The organism is Azonexus sp. IMCC34839 (assembly GCF_047047955.1).
Classification (GTDB): Bacteria; Pseudomonadota; Gammaproteobacteria; order Burkholderiales; family Rhodocyclaceae; genus Azonexus.
Genome location: NZ_CP150631.1, coordinates 148,993 through 169,559, shown reverse-complemented (window position 1 = coordinate 169,559; position 20,567 = coordinate 148,993). Strand labels below are relative to the sequence as shown.

General features: G+C 56.7%; 11 protein-coding genes. 3 read left to right on the top strand and 8 right to left on the bottom strand.

Annotated features, from left to right (window positions below; all coding sequences use genetic code 11):
• Positions 1 to 78: 78 nt before the first annotated feature.
• Positions 79 to 3,222: an EAL domain-containing protein gene (locus tag WIF35_RS00855; RefSeq protein ID WP_412479674.1), complete on the bottom strand. Its 3,144-nt coding sequence runs from the start codon at positions 3,220 to 3,222 to the stop codon at positions 79 to 81.
• Between the two features lie 328 nt (positions 3,223 to 3,550).
• Here WIF35_RS00855 and WIF35_RS00850 point away from each other — a divergent pair, with 328 nt between their 5' ends.
• From WIF35_RS00850 to WIF35_RS00840, 3 genes are all read left to right on the top strand, one after another.
• Complete coding sequence (locus WIF35_RS00850; protein WP_412479673.1) at positions 3,551 to 5,227, top strand: ABC-F family ATP-binding cassette domain-containing protein; 1,677 nt, start codon at positions 3,551 to 3,553, stop codon at positions 5,225 to 5,227.
• A gap of 94 nt (positions 5,228 to 5,321) precedes the next feature.
• The gene (locus WIF35_RS00845; protein ID WP_412479672.1) at positions 5,322 to 6,164 is read left to right on the top strand and encodes a putative RNA methyltransferase; all 843 of its coding nucleotides are present in this window, start codon (positions 5,322 to 5,324) and stop codon (positions 6,162 to 6,164) included.
• 12 nt (positions 6,165 to 6,176) lie between these two features.
• Positions 6,177 to 6,305: a hypothetical protein gene (locus tag WIF35_RS00840; RefSeq protein ID WP_412479671.1), complete on the top strand. Its 129-nt coding sequence runs from the start codon at positions 6,177 to 6,179 to the stop codon at positions 6,303 to 6,305.
• Positions 6,306 to 6,612: 307 nt separating this feature from the next.
• On the opposite strand, the gene WIF35_RS00835 is transcribed toward WIF35_RS00840, so the two are convergent.
• The 7 genes from WIF35_RS00835 to WIF35_RS00805 are packed head-to-tail and all read right to left on the bottom strand — an operon-like array spanning position 6,613 to position 20,450.
• Complete coding sequence (locus WIF35_RS00835; protein WP_412479670.1) at positions 6,613 to 8,292, bottom strand: hypothetical protein; 1,680 nt, start codon at positions 8,290 to 8,292, stop codon at positions 6,613 to 6,615.
• Entirely contained in the window at positions 8,289 to 9,194 is a 906-nt protein-coding gene (locus WIF35_RS00830) for a hypothetical protein (protein ID WP_412479669.1), read from the bottom strand. Before WIF35_RS00830 ends, WIF35_RS00835 begins: the two co-directional genes overlap by 4 nt.
• Before the next feature lie 29 nt (positions 9,195 to 9,223).
• A complete protein-coding gene (locus WIF35_RS00825; protein WP_412479668.1) occupies positions 9,224 to 10,738 on the bottom strand; it encodes a hypothetical protein in 1,515 nt (504 codons plus the stop codon).
• Positions 10,735 to 14,217 carry an AAA domain-containing protein gene (locus WIF35_RS00820; RefSeq protein ID WP_412479667.1) on the bottom strand — a complete coding sequence of 1,161 codons (3,483 nt, stop codon included), beginning with the start codon at positions 14,215 to 14,217 and terminating at the stop codon, positions 10,735 to 10,737. Before WIF35_RS00820 ends, WIF35_RS00825 begins: the two co-directional genes overlap by 4 nt.
• 55 nt (positions 14,218 to 14,272) lie before the next feature.
• The gene (locus WIF35_RS00815; protein WP_412479666.1) at positions 14,273 to 17,386 is read right to left on the bottom strand and encodes a type I restriction endonuclease subunit R; all 3,114 of its coding nucleotides are present in this window, start codon (positions 17,384 to 17,386) and stop codon (positions 14,273 to 14,275) included.
• Positions 17,386 to 18,708, bottom strand: coding sequence for a restriction endonuclease subunit S (locus WIF35_RS00810; RefSeq protein WP_412479665.1), 1,323 nt, complete (start codon positions 18,706 to 18,708; stop codon positions 17,386 to 17,388). Before WIF35_RS00810 ends, WIF35_RS00815 begins: the two co-directional genes overlap by 1 nt.
• A complete protein-coding gene (locus WIF35_RS00805; protein ID WP_412479664.1) occupies positions 18,705 to 20,450 on the bottom strand; it encodes a type I restriction-modification system subunit M in 1,746 nt (581 codons plus the stop codon). The genes WIF35_RS00810 and WIF35_RS00805 overlap by 4 nt, the downstream gene beginning before the upstream one ends.
• Between the last annotated feature and the right edge of the window lie 117 nt (positions 20,451 to 20,567).

Below are 20,567 nucleotides of genomic sequence, written 5' to 3'. Positions count from 1 at the left end.
ACCGAAATGCGTGCAAAAGGGATGCCAGTCATTTCACCATAAGAATCAGTCGCTTGAAGCAATCCAGGCTTGTCTCGTTTACGACAAGCTGAATTCCGTGCCGCGCACCGACCTTTCCTCGGCCCAACGGGTAAACGCCGGCTCGGGGAGCGGCTGCGAGAAATAGAAGCCCTGAACCTCGTCGCAACCGCTCGCCTGCAGGATGCCCAACTCTTCCAGATGCTCGACGCCCTCCGCCGTGACGCGCAGGCCCAGCGTATGACCGAGACCGATGATGGCCTTGGTGATGGCCAGATTGGTCGGGTCGTCCAGCATGTCGGAAACGAAGGAGCGGTCCACTTTCAGCTTGTCGAGCGGGAACCGGTTCAGGTAATTGAGGCTGGAATAGCCAGTGCCGAAATCGTCCACCGCCAGGCGTACGCCGATGGCCTTCAAGCCGTTCATGACCCGGATATTGGCGTCGGCATCGTCCATCAGGATGCTTTCGGTCAGTTCCAGCTCCAGGCGCGAGGGCTTGATGCCGGTCTGGCGCAGGACGCTGTGCACCATCTCGAGGAAGCCTTCCTGGCGGAACATCGCTGCCGAGATATTGACGGCGACAAACAACTCGCCCAAACCGGCGTGCTGCCAGGCGACCTGGCGGCGACAAGCCTGCTCCAGCACCCATTCGCCGATGGGAACGATCAGCCCGGTTTCTTCGGCAATCGGAATGAAACGGCCGGGCGGCATCAGGCCGAGTTCCGGATGACGCCAGCGGATCAGCGCCTCGGCGCCGAGGATATGGCGACCATCGACATCCAGCAGCGGCTGGAAATGCAGCTCGAACTCGTCGCGCTCCAGAGCGTGCCTCAACTTGTGCTCGATGTGCAGACGCTCCTGCGCCTGCTCGTTCATTTCCCGCGTGAAGAACTGGAAGCTGTCGCGGCCGCTACTCTTGGCCATGTACATCGCCGTGTCGGCATGGCGCATCAGCTCGTCGAGGTCGCGTCCGTCGCCCGGGAAGATGGCGACGCCGACACTGCACGACACGTAGAGATCGACGCCATCGACGCGATGCGGCTCGCGGATCAGCGGAATCAACCGATCCTCGATGATGTGCGCCACTTCGTCGGCGGACTCGATGCCGTTCAGGATGATGACGAACTCGTCGCCCCCCAGGCGGCTCACCGTATCGCCACTCCGGATCGCCCGTTGCAGGCGCTCGGCCACCGATTGCAGAAGCCCGTCGCCAACGTGATGACCAAGCGAATCGTTGATGGTCTTGAACCGGTCGAGATCGATGAACAGCACCGCCACTTCGCTGCCCAGGCGCTCGGCCTGCTCCACCGTCAGGCGCAGGCGCTCCTGGAACAGCAGGCGGTTGGGCAGGCCGGTCAGGGCATCGTGGTGCGCCAGGTGCTCGATCTTCTCCTCCTGCTCCTTGCGCTCGCTGATGTCGGTGAAGATGGTGATGGTGTAAACCGGCACGCCGGCATCGTCGCGCACGGTGTTGATCACCATCCACTGCGGCACCACGCTGCCATTCTTGCGCTTGAGCCAGAACTCGCCCTTCCAGGCGCCCTTGATGCGGACTGACTGGTCGATATGATCGTAGAAATGCGCATCGTGGCGGTCGGACCGCAGGATTTCCGGCGCCCGTCCCAGCAATTCGTCGGCGTGATAGCCGCTGGCCCGCACCAGTGCGGCATTGGCACTGACGATGCGCTGCCCGGAATCGACCACCATGATGCCTTCGGACGTCGCCTCGAACACCTTGGCCCACAGTTGCAGGCGACTTTCCATGCGCTTTTGCTGGTCGATCGGCGTGATCGTGGTCAGCACCGAATCGACGCCCTGGTAATGCAGTCGGCGGGCGGAGAGCAAGGCCCAGCTATCCTGTTTCGTGCCGCGCCAGCGCACCTCGAAACCATCGACGGCGCCCTCGTCGGCCAGCTTCTGGAAAAAACGGCCGCGCGTCCGCGAGTCGATGGCCGTCCGCCAGGGATCGACCGAGCACTCGCCCAGCCAGGGCCGGACCTGCTTGTTGGCGTGGAGGACGCGATGATCGGGAATGGAAGTCACCAGCATGGGCAAGGCGATGGCGCCGAGCAGGTCGAGCTGCGCCTCGGCCGCCGCCGCCTGCGTCGCCAGTTTCTGCTCCAGTACGCGCTCGTAATCGAGGCGCTCCAGCATGTGGTTGAAGCCGCGCACCAGCTGGCCGATTTCGTCGTGGCTATCCCATTTCGCACGCAGGCTGTAGTCGTTGCTGACGCTGACCTTCTCGACCACGCCGGCGAGATCGCCGAGCGGCTGGGCGATCTTGCGCGCCACGTAGAAGACCAGGAAGAGGATGACCAGCAGCAACAGCGCCGCTGTCCCCAGGTGTTCCCACATGCGCTTGAAGAAGAGATTCAGCCGGGCATCGAGCAAGGCGTCGAGTTGCTGTGCTGCCTTGTCCCAGGTCTGCGCCGTCTGCTTCAAGGCCAGCCCGCGCAAATTGCCCAGCCCGGCAGAAGCCTTGCCGTCACCGATTTCGCGCAGGTTGATCAGGACGCCGCCGAGGATCTGCTGCAGCTGGCGCCGGTCGGCTTCCAGATGCCGCGACAACTCGCCGCTCGAATTGCCGGCATAGGCCGCCTGAAAATCGGAATCGATGGCATCGGCCAGCGCGGTCAGCTTGCCTTCCAGCAACAGCAATTCGACATTGACCTCCTTGCTCCCGGCCGGCACGCTTTCCGGCAACTGCATCAGCAGGTCGAGCAATTCAGGAAAACGCAGCACGACCAGCGACATGGCGTAATAGCTGTCGAGGTCGGGATCGAGAATCAGGTTGGATTGATCGCCCACCCGCGCCAGCAAATTGCGCCCGGCCCCCAGCACGGAATTGGTTTGTGACGGGGTGTCATGGGTCGCCAGATCGCGCAGTGCGGCGATGAACTGCCGGTTCAACTCCTGGCTATCCATATCCGAGCCGAATTCGGACTCGGCGTGTTCGATGCTCTCGATATGCCGGGTAATGCGTTGCGCCATTTCCGGCTGGGCCAGATCGACCAGCGCCTCGCGGATACGGCCGATATAGTGCAGGCCCTGGATTTCCTTGCGGGCGAAATTGATCGAGATGTACTTCTCGTCGATCAGGATATTGGTGATGAAGATGATCGCGCTCAGGTCGAGCAGATAGATCAGCAGCAGCTTCTTGGCTACCGACAGCCGCCCGACGAAACCTGAGAGTCTTCGCAACATTCCCTGCATTCCCCGAAACCTATCGATGCACCAGAAAGTGGCCGACAGGCCAGTCGATTCACCGAATTGGTGTTGTTATCCCAGTAACTTCCGTTGAATTGCACACTAGCTGCGTGACAAGCATTTTTCACACCACCGCATGACTGTTGCGAAAAATTGCCAATTTGTCGGGTGCACCGCAGCAGTCGCCTCAACTTCGTGCGCGGCAAGCGACGGAAAGACATCGCCGAAGAAAACTAGGCGGATCGCTCAGGTAAAATACGCGCCCCCAACCGGGCACCCGACGCGCTCGGACCTTGTCCGACTTCCCCGCCCACAGAAAGCCTCCATGATCATCCTGAAGAACGTCACCCTGCGCCGCAGCTCGAAGGTGCTGCTGGACAAGGCCTCCGTCACCATCAACCCCGGTGAGAAGGTCGGCCTCGTCGGCCGCAACGGTGCCGGCAAATCGACCCTGTTCGCCCTGCTCAACGGCACCCTGCACGAGGACGGTGGCGATTATTCGATTCCGAAGACGTGGCACATGGGCCAGGTGGCGCAGGACATGCCGGAAACCGAGCAATCGGCCACCGACTTCGTCATCGACGGCGACACCAAGCTGCTCGCCGCCCGCAACGAAGTGCATGACGCCGAAGCCAGCGACGACGGCATGCGCATGGCCGAGGCCTACATGGCCTTGAACGATGCCGGCGAACACGATGCCGAAGCGCGCGCTCAGTCGCTGATCCTCGGCCTCGGCTTCAAGGTTAGCGAGCTGCACAACCCGGTCAACAGTTTCTCCGGCGGCTGGCGCATGCGCCTGCAGCTGGCGCGCGCCCTGATGTGTCCGTCCGACATCCTGCTGCTCGACGAACCGACCAACCACCTGGACTTGGACGCCCTCGTCTGGCTCGAAGCCTGGCTCAAGCGCTATCAGGGCACGCTGGTCATGATCAGCCACGACCGCGAATTCCTCGACGCCATCACCGGCGTCACGCTGCACATCGACAACGCCAAACTGGTCCGCTACGGCGGCAACTACAGCAAGTTCGAGGACATGCGCGCCGAGCAGATCGTGCTGCAACAGGCCACCGCCGCCCGCCAGGCCGAGAAGATCGCCCACCTGCAGTCCTTCATCGACCGCTTCAAGGCCAAGGCCAGCAAGGCCAAGCAGGCGCAGAGCCGGGTCAAGGCGCTCGACCGCATGGAAAAGATCGCGCCGGTGCTGGCCGAGGCCGAATTCAGCTTCGAATTCCAGGAACCGCAAAACCTGCCCAACCCGATGCTGTCGATGGTCGATACCGTCATCGGCTACCCACCGCCGGACGACGCCCCGGCCGGCACGCCGCCGACCGTCATCGTGCGCGGCATCAACCGTTCCGTCATGGCCGGCCAGCGCATCGGCATCCTCGGCGCCAACGGCCAGGGCAAGTCCACGCTGGTCAAGACCATCGCCAACGACCTGAAGGCGATCAGCGGCGAAGTCACCGTCGGCAAGGGCCTCAACATCGGCTACTTCGCGCAGCAGGAACTCGACGTGCTACGGCCGCAGGACACGCCGCTCGAACACATGACCCGCCTGGCCAAGGAAGCGCTGGCCGCCGGCATCCGCAACCTGCCCGGCCGGGAGCAGGAGCTGCGCAATTTCCTCGGCACCTTCAATTTCAGTGGCGACATGGTCAAGCAAGCGGTCGGCACCATGAGCGGCGGCGAAAAGGCACGCCTGGTGCTGTGCATGCTGGTCTGGCAGCGCCCCAACCTGCTGCTGATGGACGAGCCGACCAACCACCTCGACCTCGCCACCCGCGAGGCGCTGGCCGTGGCGCTCAACGAATTCGAAGGCACCGTCATGCTGGTCAGCCACGACCGCGCCCTGCTGCGCTCGGTGTGCGACGAATTCTGGCTGGTCTCCAAGGGCGGCGTCGCGCCCTACGATGGCGACCTCGAAGACTACCAGCGCTACCTGCTCGACGAAGCCAAGCGCGTGCGCGAAGAAGCCGCCGCCGAACTCAAGCGGGCGGCCTGAGAAGGAAGAAGTCATTCCCGCGAAAGCGGGAATCCAGGAAACTCCAGATACTGAATCCCCGCCTGCGCGGGGATGACAAACTCGAGAGAACCCCATGCCCGTCACCGCCTTCTCCGCCCTCGCCTGCCCGCTCGACAACGCGCCGCTCGTTCGCGAAGGCATGAGCTGGCGCTGCGGCAACGGCCATTGCTTCGACATCGCCAGCCAGGGCTACGCCAACCTGTTGCCGGTGCAGTTGAAACGCTCGCGCGATCCCGGCGACAGCAAGGAAATGGTCGCCGCCCGCCGCCGCTTTCTCAACGCCGGCCATTACCAGCCGATTGCCGACGCAGTCAGCCGACTAACGCTCGACGGGCTGACCGAAAACGCCGCCTGCCTCGATGCCGGCAGCGGCGAAGGCTACTACCTGCGCCGCCTGGCAGCGATCGCCGAGCAACAGGGGCAATCGCTGACTGTGCTCGGCCTCGACATCTCGAAATGGGCAGTGCTCGCCGCCGCCAAGCAGGACAAGCGACCGACCTGGGTGGTCGGCAGCAACGCCCGGCTACCGGTGCTCGACGGCAGGCTCGACCGCCTGCTGTGCCTGTTCGGTTTTCCGGTCTATGTGGAATTCGCCCGCGTACTGCGCCCCGGCGGCCAGCTGATCCAGGTCGACGCCGGCCCTGAGCACCTGGCCGAATTGCGCGCCATCATCTACCCGACGCTGAAAGCGGAACGTCCAGCCAAGCTCGACACGCCGGCCGGCTTCCAGCCCATCGACAGCGAAAGCCTGCGCTTCGGCTTCACCCTGCACGGCCAGGAGCCGATCGCCGATCTGCTCGCCATGACACCCCACCTCTTCCGCGCCAGTGCCGAAGGCAAGGCCCGGCTGGCCGCATTGATCGAACTGGCGCTGACCGCCGACGTGCGCCTGACCCGCTACGCCCGGACAGGCTGAGAAGCGCGCCGCATGCACCCGCACATCGCCATCCCGCCCGACGAAATCGAGATCACCGCCATCCGCGCCCAAGGCGCCGGCGGGCAGAACGGCAATAGCCACGCCCCTAAAGCAGATACTATTCACAAGAAATCAATATGATGTGACGAGTATCAAAACTCAGAAGGTTACTAATTCAAAACCTCTCCGGCACTTAGGGACTGTGGATACTCTATGCAGAATGCATTTACGCGCGCACGGCAGAGTTCCGATGGGACACTGATGTTTCTATAACACGCTTAGCGTATCCTCTATTGTGCCGCTCACAACAGGTGTAGGCCTTTAGAGATGTGCTGGCCGCAGTCCCAAAGGGAGGGACCTTGTACGCTGCGAGTTCCAGGCTCTAGTTGTCAGAAATATTATTATTCTCAACATTCGACGCCGAATACTAAGAAGTTTCCCGCATCTCCTAGCGTTGCTGACCTAGTTGAACCTGTTCAGCGAGGAACCAAGTTGGCACAGGATGTCGATGAATCCGCGACGACAATGCAACGAGAACTGACCAAGGAGTGCCATGCCATTTGAACGCCATTGGGTCGGTACCATCCACCGGGTTTAGCGAGGCCTCTACTTCCTCCGAGGCACTACCTCGGATTCCTGAAAGAGCTCTTGATACCCCGACATCCTGAACGGACTTCTTCGAGCCGGTCAGAGTCTCCAAGGCAACTTCGGGGAACCATCTTTCAAGGGTTACTCCCTCTAGGAGAGGCTTAGCGTCATCTCGCAAGTGTTTCAAGGTCTGTTCATCATCGAGAAACGCAGCGATGGTGGCCAAAGCGGGAACCAAGGTTGATGTCTCGAAAAAATCTCGTGCTTCAGCCGCTCCGGTGACATTCACCGCTACTGCATCCTCAAGCAGGTCTGTATCAACAGGAAGGTAGCGAGATGAGCGCAGAGCTCGGTAGAAGCGAGCAGTAACTTCGGACACGAGACGCTTTGCACTCTGCTGGCTTGACTCCCCCATAAGCGCAGCCATCAAGAGCGTTAAGTCGATGGTCTGCCCATCGTATACCGGTAGTCGACAACCTGTATGTTCGTTAACCAGCGTTACTAGCAAGTCATGAATTTCGGAGCGAAGCTCATCTTGGTCTGGGAAGCGCTGAAGTAGAAGTAGCAATACAGATAGCCTACCGACCTCCTCGAACACCAACTCAGTGTAGAAGAGACGGTCCGGGCGGTAAGCCAATAGAGCTCGTCTGCTAAGCAATTGGGGCATGACTTTCTCGAAATAATCGAGCAATGCCCTCACTAGTAAATGAATTATCGCTGTAAATCTCTCGTTAAATGCTTGGTCTGCGCTAAACCCGGATTTAACCGCTTCGGCCCACATCCGGAGAGCCAGGTATTCGCCAGCAACGACGCCTGGCTTCTGGTTCCCTTCACTTTGCCCCCAAACAAGCAAGACTGCCCACCCCATCGATGCAGAGGCACAACGCTTAAGAAAATGCTTTTTACGAGTTGTCGTGCTCTGCGCGCCGTCTGTTTCAGAGGAATTGAAGCACGAACTTACAAAACGAATGAATCGGTGGATGGCGGTGTCCGACTCCTCCAAGCCCGCAAGGGCTGCACGAAGGTCAGATTTTCCACTCGCCAGTAGCAAACTGTCATCGAATAGGTGCTTTTCAATGAGGGGCGTTAGTTGGTCAGTTCCCCAAAACTCGAGAGAGCACAGATGACGCTCAGCCACATCATGTGTAAGGGCCGAAAATCCATCTTGGGCCTCTTGTTTTAAGAGGCCATTCGATACAAGCACAATTCGTTTCTTCAATCCCCTGAGGGGTTCCGGCAAGCGATTTCTAACAAAAACGTTGCACGCTTCCCGTACAGAAGGGTCGACTGCTTGGGTGCCACTATAGAGGTCTGCACGGCCAACATCACCGAATTTGATAACAAATAGAAAGACCTCTTTGACCCCTTGGTCATTGTCCATTGTAGAAACAATGTCCACTCCTGCTTGCCCTACCCCAATCTGCGGACGACTTAGGACGGAGTGCCCCATCTCCCGAAGCAGTTCGGGCAAGAGCGCGTCTAGTTCATCTCTTTCCCGTAACCCAGCAAGATAGTGAGAAAGAATGAGTTGGATGCTCATCGAAATTCTCCTCGCCACAGGGCTCGTCGGCGAGCTAAGCCCAATTCTGGGTCGATATATTCGGACACAGGCAGTTCCGCTGACACGCTGTAAGGCGACATCTCTAGGGTCGTCTCATGTGTTTGGTTATCAACAGCAAACTCAATTGCCGTCTTGTTGGCATACTTGAAATGTTGTGTGGCAAAAAGCTGGCTGAAAACGGACTTTTCTTTTGCGTGACGATGGATGCTTCGGCTCTCTCTTCGTTTGAGACTAGACAAAGTAAGCCGCATCTCTTGAGTCATCGATAATTCACGAAGCCTTGGTAATGCTTCAAGCCAACTCTGCTGCTCATTGAGAGTTGCAAGAGCTTCGATTACCTGACTTAAGGATTTAAATGCCGACTCCTCAGATGCCAGTAAACGCTGCGTAGTCCAAGGAAACTCATCAATGTGGTAACTAAGAAGATGGTTAACCGCTTCGGCCGCTTTTTTCGAATTGGGATATGCGGTAGCCAAACTCAGCGCCCAACCAAGCGTCACCGCAGGTGTTACATAGGACGCGCATAGGCGGCAACCAGTCAAGATTGCCCGTCCTTCTTCGATTTTCGAGAGGTCGTAGCCTGTAACAGCGGACTGTCGCAGGTGCTTAACACTGGCCTTTTCGGCAAGAGCCTTCCCTAACTTAATGTCCTCGTTAGTGGTCAACCAACTCGATACGGCTTCCGCAAATAGGTGCGAAGATTCCGCAATTTGGTGAAGGCAATGGTCTACATCACGGAGCCATTCGTCTGGTGTCGAGCCATTTTGTTGCCTGTCTCGACAAAGTAGCGCCAATTGGTCAAAAACTGTTTGATACTCTGAAGGCTCAGTCTCCGCAGAAGACAACTTGCGATAAAACTCGAAAAAGGTCTCGGCGCTCATTTATATATCTTATTTATTAGGCATGAAGCTCAAGCCTTTTTAGAACTGGGTGGCTTTCCTGACGCCGGACCGTGGTATCCCTTCGAGAGCAGTTCCAATCCATCCTGGAAAATGCCCTCTACACCATCAGGCTCTGTGACTAGAAAGCCAAATTCATCACGTGGCTTTTTACTTGGGTCTCCACTAAACGATAACCAGTTAAAGCTCGTAACAACGGCAAACTTATCATCGGACACAAGAAGCTTTCGGTGCGTGTTTCCCAAAAACACCAGTTTGAAGTTATCGAATTTCTTCTGGATACCTGACAGTTCTCGTTCCGCTGCGAAAGTAATCGTGGGTTTCTGTTTTGCTTTGTCCGTACCCCTTGCGCCCTCTTCATCTGCAAGGCCGTAGCCAATCATTACCTCTACGCCGTTCCGCAGCAGTGCCTCCAACGACATCACAAACATGCTGTTAACCACATGGTGCGTAATCCACGGTGACACGATAAGCAGTCGCTCCGTTGTTTCTGTAAGTGCCTTTCTGAGAAGTTTTGGGTGCTCATGCATCCTGATGCATCGCTGGGTCATCGAACGTAAACGAGCAATAGCAGCTGACTGCGCAACAGCCTCGGTCACCAACCCCATTTCAGGTAGGTTTGCGCTTGCTGGAGCACCACCACTACTTTCAACTGCAATCTGGGTCGCGACCTCCCGTTCAATCGTTAGCAATTCCGCGACCTTCTCTTGCTCACTAACTCCAGCAACTAAGTCTTCAAGCTGGGGAATTTCAGGGGGAGCAAGGGCATGTTTGGCTCCAGCTTGTTCTGGTCCGCCAAGTTCGCGGAACGCATTCTCATGTTCCAGTGAAAAACCTTCTTCAAGATAGAAGGCCACTTGAATTTCATCGCCTGTTTGGGAGCGGTAAAAGAGTAGGATGCAGGGTAAGAAATGCATCTCGCGACGCTCAATTCGACGAGCCGCGAGCAACTCTCTACTTCCACCGTCTTTGCGGCTCAACCGTTGCAGGACCTTGTCGATGTCCCCGAGCGGAACATCTTCGACCTCAGGACGCTTGGCACCACAAAGCGGCACTTCAAACCAACCCTTTTCTTTTATTTCTCGGGGCTTATACAACGACTCAGTCGGAACAAGACGAATCTTGCGTAGATACGGGTCAAAGAAGAATTTAACGACACTTTCCTGGGGGACAACTTCTTTCATCGACCCTAACGTACTCTTACCTTTTTCGGTCAAAGTAACCGCAGCATCGACCAATTCGGTAGGGCGTGAGTAGTTAATGCACTCGGTTGTGTTAAGCCCGGCCAAAACACTATTCAGGACCACTCGCGGAAGCCCCAAGAAAGATGAAATATCCTCTGGGTCTCCCAAACCTGCATCAATTGCACCAAGACAGGCTTCCTCAATCGGCCCCAAGTTTTTCTTCTCCAGTGTCAGCAGTCTGGTGGTAAGAAGATAGTTTGGGAGAGCTGCTTCCTTAAAGGAAACAAGTGAATATCCCGGGCGGGCGTAGGCTGCCTCCTCGAGAACCTGTTCAAGAATCATTGGCTCACCTCTTCCAGTACGCAGTCCTGAGGATTTCCTTGGATGTATTCAATTACTTTCTTTAGAGGATTTTGGCGTCCCTCAGCCTCTTGGCAGAACTGATGGTCACCCACAATCACCAAATATTCCTTGCCACGGGACAGCGCAACGTTGATGCGTTCCATTTCCTTCAAAAAGCCAAGTCCACGAACATCTGAGCGCGTAACCGAGAAAATGAGAATATCGGCTTCTCGCCCCTGGAATGCATCGACCACATTTACATAAATTTCCGAAAAAGCCTTCCAGTCGTGCCGTTTGTTTTGAATTGCAGCATGTAAGCGCACACGTTGTTCGCCATATCCGGTTAAGACCGCGACAGACATTTGCTTTCCTTTCGCCTTGCCATGGCGCATTTCGAAATCAATGCGGCCAAGCAAATCGGAAATCAATTTGACCTCCAGGCCATTCCACTGCGAAGTTCCTGCTGGTTTGGAGGCCTTGCCGACACACTGGCTCGTTGAAAACCAGGTCACCGGGCGAGGGAGCGTCCTGTCTAGCCAGCCAAGAGGAGTGCGGTCTGCGCTCTTGAGTTCTGAATCATAGAAACAAGCAGAAATCAGATTACCGATAGCAGGCAGCATGCGATGCTGCATCGAAAGGGCTTTCTTCAGCTCCTTTGGTAATCCATCGCGGAGGTGATTGAATAATGTCGCTTTCTGGTCGGCAACACTCAAAGAAAACCGCTGAAGTATCCCGGACGTCTGCAATTCCGGGTCCTGAAAAGGTGAGAGCTGTTTGTCGTCGCCAACGAGGATGGTTCTTCTTGCCCGTGCCATCGGCACAAGAACCTCTGTTGGAGTTGCAATTGAGGCCTCGTCAACGATACACAAATCGTAGGTAATTTCGTTCCTGCCTGGAACAGACATCACACCAAGACACGTACCTGCGACTACCTGCGATTGTGTCACCAATGCTGCTTTAAATTGGGGACTACGCCCAAAGCGCACTTCCCATTCGGAGTGCACGGCAAGCAGTTTTCGAAGCTGGCTTACCTGTTTTGAATCTGCGACGTAGCTGTTAGCCCATGACCTCAATTCTGAGGCGCTACACTCGGCAAAGTGCGCAAGAGCATCCTTGTCAGCCTCATGCTTCCTTAATTCGCTCAACGACTCTTTCAAGTCCTTTTCCAGAGCGTCCTGTTCTCGAATCAACTCTGATTGGAGTTCCTCGATGTCTGCCCGGACATCCGCCTCCAAGGATTTCTTGTCTTTATTTAATGTTTGCTCAATGTCCGAAATCTGACTTTGAACTACCTCCAAACGCTCCCTGAGGCCCGCATGCCTCTCCAGCGCCATTGCCATACGCGTGCTATTAAGGTCGACACCACTCGCCTGTGCCCAGTTTTCAATGAACTCCTTGCCCTTAGCCAACGCATTCTTACGCATTGCCGGCAACTTGCGGTCAATCAACAGTGCTTTCGTTTTTTCTGCAATACGCTCGTCGCTCTCGTGCCCGATGCGGATTGCTCGAACCTCTTGGTTGCTCTCTTTGAGAATCCGCTCCAGTGAGTTGTCCAAGGCAACGTGTGTTTGCGAAGTCAAGAGAACCCGCGCATTCGGGTTCCTGCGCAAAGTCTGAAGAACAACCTCGGTAATAAAAGTTGTCTTGCCCGCTCCTGGTGGTCCCTGGACAAGCATCAAGGGAGCCTCCGACATTGCTGTCAGCACTGCATCTCGCTTGTTCTCGTCCATCGCGGACTGAATGAAATTAACTTCGGTCGGGATAGGAACCGGCACCTCCTCTGGTGCCACAATGTAATCACCGAGAAGAGGATTTACTGCTCGGCCGTATCGGACAGCATCGATTGCGGTTTTTTGGCGGTCCAGTGCTACATCAGCCTTTGATGTATCAATTACAAGGACACCTTGTTTGGGCAAGGCACCGGCTTCTACTCGGTTACGTTCTCCTGGCTGAACCAACACATTTGCATCACCGACAGAAACAACAGTCCCGGAAAAAGTATCGCCAGCTCCAATGTCCACTTGGACATCTTGGTCAGCCAGAGCCATCGCATCTGACGATAAGGCTAAAGAAAAGCGAATTACACCTGCCGATACCTCGTAATCCGAATAGCTAAAACGACGTTTTCGTTGACGCTCTAGTTCTGTCTTCGCACTCAGCAAATCAAGCCAAGTACGATAAATCGCCTGCTTCTGCTTTTCTACGCGAGCTGCTTTTTGGTCTGCGCCAAACATCGATAGTTCATCTTGAAGCTTGGCAATGTGTCCACTAGATACGTTCGGCAAAACCCCTGATAGGCAAAACTCGTACTCGGAGATTGCAGCTTCTTCCCTATTGCGCTCAGCCTCGGAAGAGGATTGCTCGAGCGCAGAAACTAGAAGTAGTTTGTCTCCAACCGGCGGAGCCATGATGGCGATGTAGCCGTAGCGGCTGCCAAGAAGTCGTATTGTCTTGCCGAGAGGAGGAGAACCATCTGGTCCCGGACGGGGTTCTCCTGGCTCATGCACATAAGATGCAGATGCCAAGTCATTTTCAACAAATTTTTGAACCTCACTGTCAGATTTCAGCGCAAGGTCATACTCGAAAATCTGCTTAACCTTCTTAGTAATCCCGATAAGAATTTTTCCCTTCTTTGCACAGGGCTGAGGTGGCACAAGCCTATCCAACTCTGCAAGCAGTACAGCTGCATTCACCTGGCGCTCTGCGGGGTTCTCAATTGATAACGCACGGCGCAGCAAACGCTTCAGTGGCTCATCAACCTTGAGCTGCTCGAGCTCAGAAACGAGACTTCTGTGGGTTTCGATTTTTGCGGCAGAGAGTGCTGCTACGGCTAAAGCCACGAATCCAAATACATCCCGACTATAGCTGTAGCTTCCATCATCAATTTCCGGTGGTGCGAAAGGGAAGGATGCAAAATGTGCAAGGGTGACGCCCGGCTCCAAGAAGTTTCGGATTTTTGAGATGCCAAAGTCACATACTTTGACTACCCCCTCTGCCGTGACAAGTATGTTGGACGGCTTGATGTCCCGATGAACAGTCCGGTGAGAGTGAGCAAACGCCAGCGCCTCAAGAACCTGTCTCCCTACTTTGTTGAAAAAAGTATCCCAGCTTTCAAACCTGCTGCGACTGATAACGCTTTCTAAGTCGTCATCGACCCACTCCATAGCAATGTAATGTTCGTCAGAGTCTTCATCGAAGCCCGAATCGAATATCTGGACAATATTCGGATGCTTTAGGTCCGAAAGAGCCTGCGTTTCGCGCCTGAAGGACTCCTCAACAATCGGGTCTGTCCCGTTTGCAGGACGAAATACCTTAAGAGCGACATGCTTCTCCTGTTCTGTATCAAGAGCACGATAGACAGAAGCAATGCCGCCGGAGCGGGCGCTGCCTGAAATCAGGTAACGCCCCTCCGCGAGAAAGCGTTTTTCCTTTTTCGGTTTCGCACCGGCCAAAGTCAGTGTTTCATGCGTGGAGTTCAAGCTTGTTCTCCCTGTACTCTATTCAACAAAGGTTTTTTCCTAGCCCCGATTCCAATTACAGTGGGCTACCAAACGTAGGTTGGCTTCTAGCCCGCAGCGCCTCATAAAGCTGTGCAGGCCCCAGCAACGTATCCCTCAGCCCATCCTGTATTCGCTGTGAGTTCAGTGCTTGGCTGCTCATCGCTGTATGCGCATCCAATGCGTCCATGATGGCGTGCAGGATGGCCTGCGACAGGTCTGGCGAATTGGCGAACTGCTCCTTGGTGTTATTGGCAGCCTGTTGCACCAAGGTTTCGTTCTCCAGCAACTTGCCCTTGAGCACGCCATTCACATAGACCAGTTGGTCGTTGTCCGAGAGCTCCCCCTCGAACAGGCCATTCACCTTCTGGATGATTTCATCGAGGAAGGCCTTCTCCTTGTCGTGCAGCATTCCGCTGCCCGTTTCGGTCATCGGCGGCAGCTTTTGCGCCTCGCCCTGCTTCAGGTCCAGGGTCTGCTGCCCCTTGTTCTTCAGGGTGTGATGGGTCAGCGTCACCTTGGACAGGTCGACCGTTTCCCGCTCGCGTCCGAAGTCGAGCAAAGGAATGAGGCGCTTGAAGAAGAGATAGCGCTTCTCGATGTCCGTATTGCCGTAGTCGAAAATCTGCGACAAGAAGGCATACAGCCGGTTGAAGGCCCCCATGTCGCCCTTGAAAAGGGTCAATGCGGCCATGGTGTCCTTGGCTGCCTGGGCGGCTTTTTCGTCGTGGTTGGCTTCGGCTGTCGCTTTGTCGTGCTGTGCCGCCTTGTAGCGTTTCAGCAGCCGGTCGGCGACCGGGGCGATGGCAGCGCTGAGCTGAGCCTGGGTGGCCTTCGGATTGGTTTCGGCATCCGCCACGCGGTCGACCTCGAAGCTGTCGTAGTATCCCGTGGCATCCAGCTTGGCCCGCAGGTCGAGCACCAGGTGCGGGTCGGTATTGGCTTCGAGTTCGGCGGTCTCGTAATAGGTCTTGAAGGCGGCCAGGACGTCCTGCGGTTCATTGACGAAGTCGAGGATGTAGGTGGTGTCCTTGCCGGGATGGGCGCGGTTGAGGCGCGACAGCGTCTGCACGGCCTGGATGCCGGCCAGGCGCTTGTCGACGTACATGCCGCACAGCAGCGGCTGGTCAAAACCGGTCTGGAACTTGTTGGCCACTAACAGTAGGTGATAGTCCGGTGCCTTGAAGGCTTCGCGGATGTCGCCCTTGAGGCCGGGGTTCAGCAGCTTGCTGTGCTCGCTGACTGGTTCCGGATAGCTGTCGGGGTCGTTGATTTCGCCTGAGAAGGCGACCAGCACGCCGAGCTTGTATTGCTGCTTGGCGATGTAGGCGCTGATGGCCTTTTGCCAACGCACCGCTTCCTTTCGGCTACTGACCACCACCATAGCCTTGGCCTGGCCGTTCAGGAGTGGCTGTACGTTTTCGCGGAAGTGCTCGACAACGGTCTGCACCTTCTGGCTGATGTTGTACGGGTGCAGGCGCACCCAGTGCATGATGCCCTTCAGGGCTTCCGATTTCTCGACCTGCTGCTCGTCGTATTCCTCACCGTTGTGGGCGAGTTTGAACGCCATCTTGTAGGTGGTGTAGTTCTTCAGCACGTCGAGGATGAAACCTTCCTCGATGGCCTGGCGCATGGAATAGACATGGAAGGGCTCGGGCAGGCCGTCGGCGTTCTTGCGGCCGAACAGTTCCAGTGTTTTCTGCTTCGGGGTGGCGGTGAAGGCCAGGTAGGTGATGTTCTTTTCCTGGCTGGCCTTGGCCGCCATCTGGGCAGCCAGTACGGTTTCGGTATCCACCTCACCGCCGTCGGCGAGTTCCTGTAATTCTTCGGCTGAGAGCAGTTGTTTCAGCTTGGCGGCTGCTTCGCCGGTCTGCGAGCTGTGCGCTTCGTCGGCAATGACCGCGAAGCGCTTGCCTTCGGTGGCAGCGAGCTTTTGCACGGCTTCCAGCGCGAACGGGAAGGTCTGGATGGTACAGACGATGATTTTCTTACCATCCTTGAGCGCCTGGCCGAGCTGGCTACTCTTGCTGCCATGCTCATCGGTGATGGTAGCCACCACGCCAGTGGTGCGCTGGAAGTCGAAGATGGCTTCCTGCAATTGGGCATCGAGCACGGTGCGGTCGGAGACCACCAGCACGCTGTCGAAAACCTTCTGGTGCGCTGCGTCGTGCAGGTCGGCGAGGAAATGAGCGGACCAGGCAATCGAGTTGGTCTTGCCGGAACCCGCCGAATGCTGAATCAGGTAACGCTCGCCGGGGCCTTGCTCCAACACATCGGCTACCAGCTTCCGGGTGACGTCGAGCTGGTGATAACGGGGGAAGATGAGGCCGGTGAGCTGCTTCTTGTCGTTGCGCTTACCGATGAGATAGCGCCCGAGGATTTCCAGCCAGCTATCGCGCTGCCAAACCTCCTCCCACAGGTAATGGGTGGCGAAGCCGAAGGGATTGGGCGCATTGCCTGCGCCGCCCGCATTTCCCCGGTTGAAGGGCAGGAAAACGGTGCTGGTGCCGGCCAGCTTGGTACTCATCATCACTTCCGACTGACTGACGGCAAAATGCACCAATGCGCCGCCGGGGAAGGCCAGCAGTGGCTCAACGTGGCCGCCCTTGGGCTGCGGATGACGGTCGAAGCGGTATTGGTCGACAGCATCGCCGACACTCTGGGTGAAGTCAGATTTGAGTTCAGCCGTGGCCACGGCGACGCCATTGACGAACAGCACCAGGTCTACCGCCTCGTTGGCGTTGTTGAGCGAGTGATGCACCTGACGCACTACGCGCAAGCGGTTGGCTTCGTAGGCTGCCTGGATAGCCGGGTTGAGGCCAAGAGCCGGCTTGAATTGCACCAGGGAAAGTGGCTTCTTAAGGCCGACCATCTCGACGCCCCGGCGCAGCACTTCCAGCGTGCCCTGTTCGTTCAAGCATTTGCGCACCCGCTCGGCTAGCACTTTGGGCAGGCTGGCGCCGTGGGTATTGGTCAGCGACTGCCAGGCATCCGGCTGGGTGGTTTCTACCCAAGCCAACAAGTCGGGCAGGAACAGGGCGTTCTGGCGGTCGTAGTAAGCGGCATCGCCATCGGCATACAGCCAGCCATGCTGGCCGAGGTGGGTGCAGATGGCGGACTCGAAGTGAATTTCCTGGTGCAGTGCAGCCATCACGCAGCCTCCGGTTCGGTGACGAGGCCACGCACGTCGATTTGGCCGGTGACGGCGGCTGCGATGAGGGCGGAGCGGCGTTCCTTTAGTAGGGCGATGGCGCGCTCGGATTCGTAATTCAATGAGTCGAGTTTTGCTAACTCTGATTCTAGGAATTCACAGATTTGCTGTTGCTCGTCCTGAGGCGGAACCGGTATGACGAAATTCAAAATCTGTTCACCACTAATGTGAGGAACGCTCACTCCAGTGGTATCTGGCGCAAAGTGCGCCTCGAACGCCCGAGAGCATAGAAGCCTCATGATGAAGCGTCTATCAATTAAAGGTCCGGCTTGAATTTTCGCTACGCGCTGAAGTAGTAAGCAAGGAAGGTCATGGTTTTTAACCACCGCCACCCGCATACCAGTGCTGATAAGCGGTCTGTCCATGCCGATGACTACGTCTCCCTCGTGGAGCTCAAACGCCTCAAGTCCATCATCCTCTGTTCGGGACCAATACACGACCTCATCCCATCTGAGTTCTCCGACACCGACATTGATGCCCCGAAGTAATTTGACGTTGTTTTCGTCAATAGAGAAGCCAGCGGAGGAAAAGGCGTACCCAGGCAGTACGGATATGTAGAAGCCAGCCTTACCAACCAACCAATGCCCAGGCACCTCCCCCAGCCAAGCCACGCCAGAATCCTTCATCGGTGCATCCGGGTTTAGGCCCTTGGTGACGGCATGGGAGATGGTGGCCTGGCGCTTTTCAGCGAGCAGGGCGAGGAGCTTTTCCTGCTCGGCAATCAGGGCGTCGATTTTCCCGGTTTCGCGGTCGAGGAAGGTGGCGATGGCTGTTTGCTCGGGGATGCTTGGCAGTGCCAACACGATGTTTCGCATCTCCGAGTAGTTGGTACTCCAAAGGTCAGCGACGATGCCTTTTCCATAGCGATAGAACTCCTCCTGGAACGGAATGCTGCGTAGGAGGTGATGGACGAACCCAATATCTATGCCGGCAAGGGGGCGCAAGACAGTGTTGATAAGTGAAACTGAGCCGTCGAGACTCGACGCTCCGGCAGAGCCTTTTCGGTCTGACCTGCTGTTAATAACAAAGTCGCCTGCGCAGACTTTTTTTCTGTTATCGCCATCGTCTGTTTTTGCAGCTGTTTCAAGTTGCGGCACGATTCCTGATTTCGTTACCGATAAGGCCGGAAAATCCTTGTCACTGACTTTCTCTCTACGCTCCTCGAAGAAAAACCCAAGCCGCCGAACCATCCAGTCAACTGGAACTGAATTCAACCAAGCGACTCCGCTGTCCTTGTACTCCGAATACCTCGGCAAGCTCATTCCGCCAGCCCCTCCAGCATCTTGGTGATGTTGGCCGCGACCGCCTTCAGTTCTTCATCAATCTCATGCAGGCTGCGCGGCGGCGTGAAGACGTAGAAATGGCGGTTGAAGGGAATCTCGTAGCCAACCTTGGATTTCTCGGTATCTATCCAGGCATCTGGCGCATGGGGCAGCACTTCGCGGGCGAAGTAGGCGTCGATGTCCTCGTTGAGCGGTACGTTCTCGGTATCGCGTAACGCCGAATCCGGCTGCGGTTTGCCCTTCTGCTTGCCCTTGGTGCCGAGCACGGCCTTCCCGGCCTCATCGCGCAACGGACGTTCAACGGTGATGGTGGTGTAGCCGAAGTCGGCGTTGTTGAAGATGCGGGAGATGGGTTTACCATCCTCCTCGGCCTCGATGAACTCACCGAACAGCTTGGTAACTTTGGCGATGTGCTCATCGCTCATCTCCTTGCGCTTGCTGCCCAGGCTTTTGCGCATCTTCTGCCAGTAGGCGCTGGCGTCGATGAGCTGGACCTTGCCTTTGCGGGCAGCCGGTTTCTTGTTGGAAAGAATCCAGACGTAGGTGGTGATGCCCGTGTTGTAGAACATGTCGGTGGGCAGGCCGATGATGGCTTCAACCAGGTCGTTTTCCAACACGTAGCGGCGAATCTCGCTCTCGCCACTGCCTGCACCACCGGTGAACAATGGGCTGCCGTTCAAAACAATACCGATGCGGCTGCCGCCATCGACCGCCGGGCGCATCTTGCTGATGAGGTGTAGCAGGAAGAGCATGGAACCGTCCGAGACCCGCGGAAGACCGGGGCCGAAGCGGCCGTCGAAGCCCTTCTGCTCGTATTCCTTGCGAACTTCCTTCTCGACCTTCTTCCATTCGACGCCGAACGGCGGGTTCGACAACATGTAGTCAAACTTGCGGCCGCCATGTCCATCGTCGGAGAGGGTATTGCCGACCACGATGTTGGCCACATCCTGGCCCTTGATGAGCATGTCGGCCTTGCAGATGGCGTAGGACTCATCGTTGAGTTCCTGGCCGAACAGGGTCAGGCGGGCGGCTGGGTTGTGTTCCAGCAGGTATTCACCAGCTACTGAAAGCATGCCGCCCGTGCCGGCTGTCGGGTCGTATAGGGTACGCACCACGGCATTGCCCGAGGTGAGCACATCGTCGTCCTCGATGAACAGCAGGTTCACCATCAGTCGGATGACTTCGCGCGGAGTGAAATGCTCCCCTGCTGTCTCGTTGGAGATTTCGGCAAACTTGCGAATCAACTCCTCAAATACCAGGCCCATCTGTGCGTTATCGACCACATCGGGGTGCAGGTCGATGTTGGCGAACTTCTCGGTCACCAGATAGAGGAGCCCTGCCTTGGCCAGGCGTTCGACCTGCGTGAAGAATTCGAAGCGCTCAAAGATGTCGCGCGCAGCAGGCGAAAAGCCCTGGATGTAGGCGTAAAGGTTTTCTCGGATGTGGTCCTGGTCGCCCAGCAGCTTGCCGAGGTCGAGCGGCGAAATGTTGTAGAAGCTCTGCCCCGATTTGCGTAGCAGGAACGGGTCGGGGTTGAGCCCCGCTTTGAACTTGGCCTCGAACTCGGCCAGTACGGCGGGCTTGGTGGCTTCCAGAACGCAATCGAGGCGGCGGAGGACGGTGAAGGGCAGGATGACCTTGCCGTACTCGGATTGCTTATAGTCGCCGCGCAGGAGGTCGGCAACTGACCAAATGAATGAGGATAAGGCTTGGTGGTTCATGTCGTTCTTTTTATGTTGAATGCTATTCGCACGACATGTTAGCGGAAATGCCTCAATCAGCGTTTCCAAATTGCTGGCAAAACCTCTTGTAAGTGCTCCTTATCGTTTTTGTAGAGC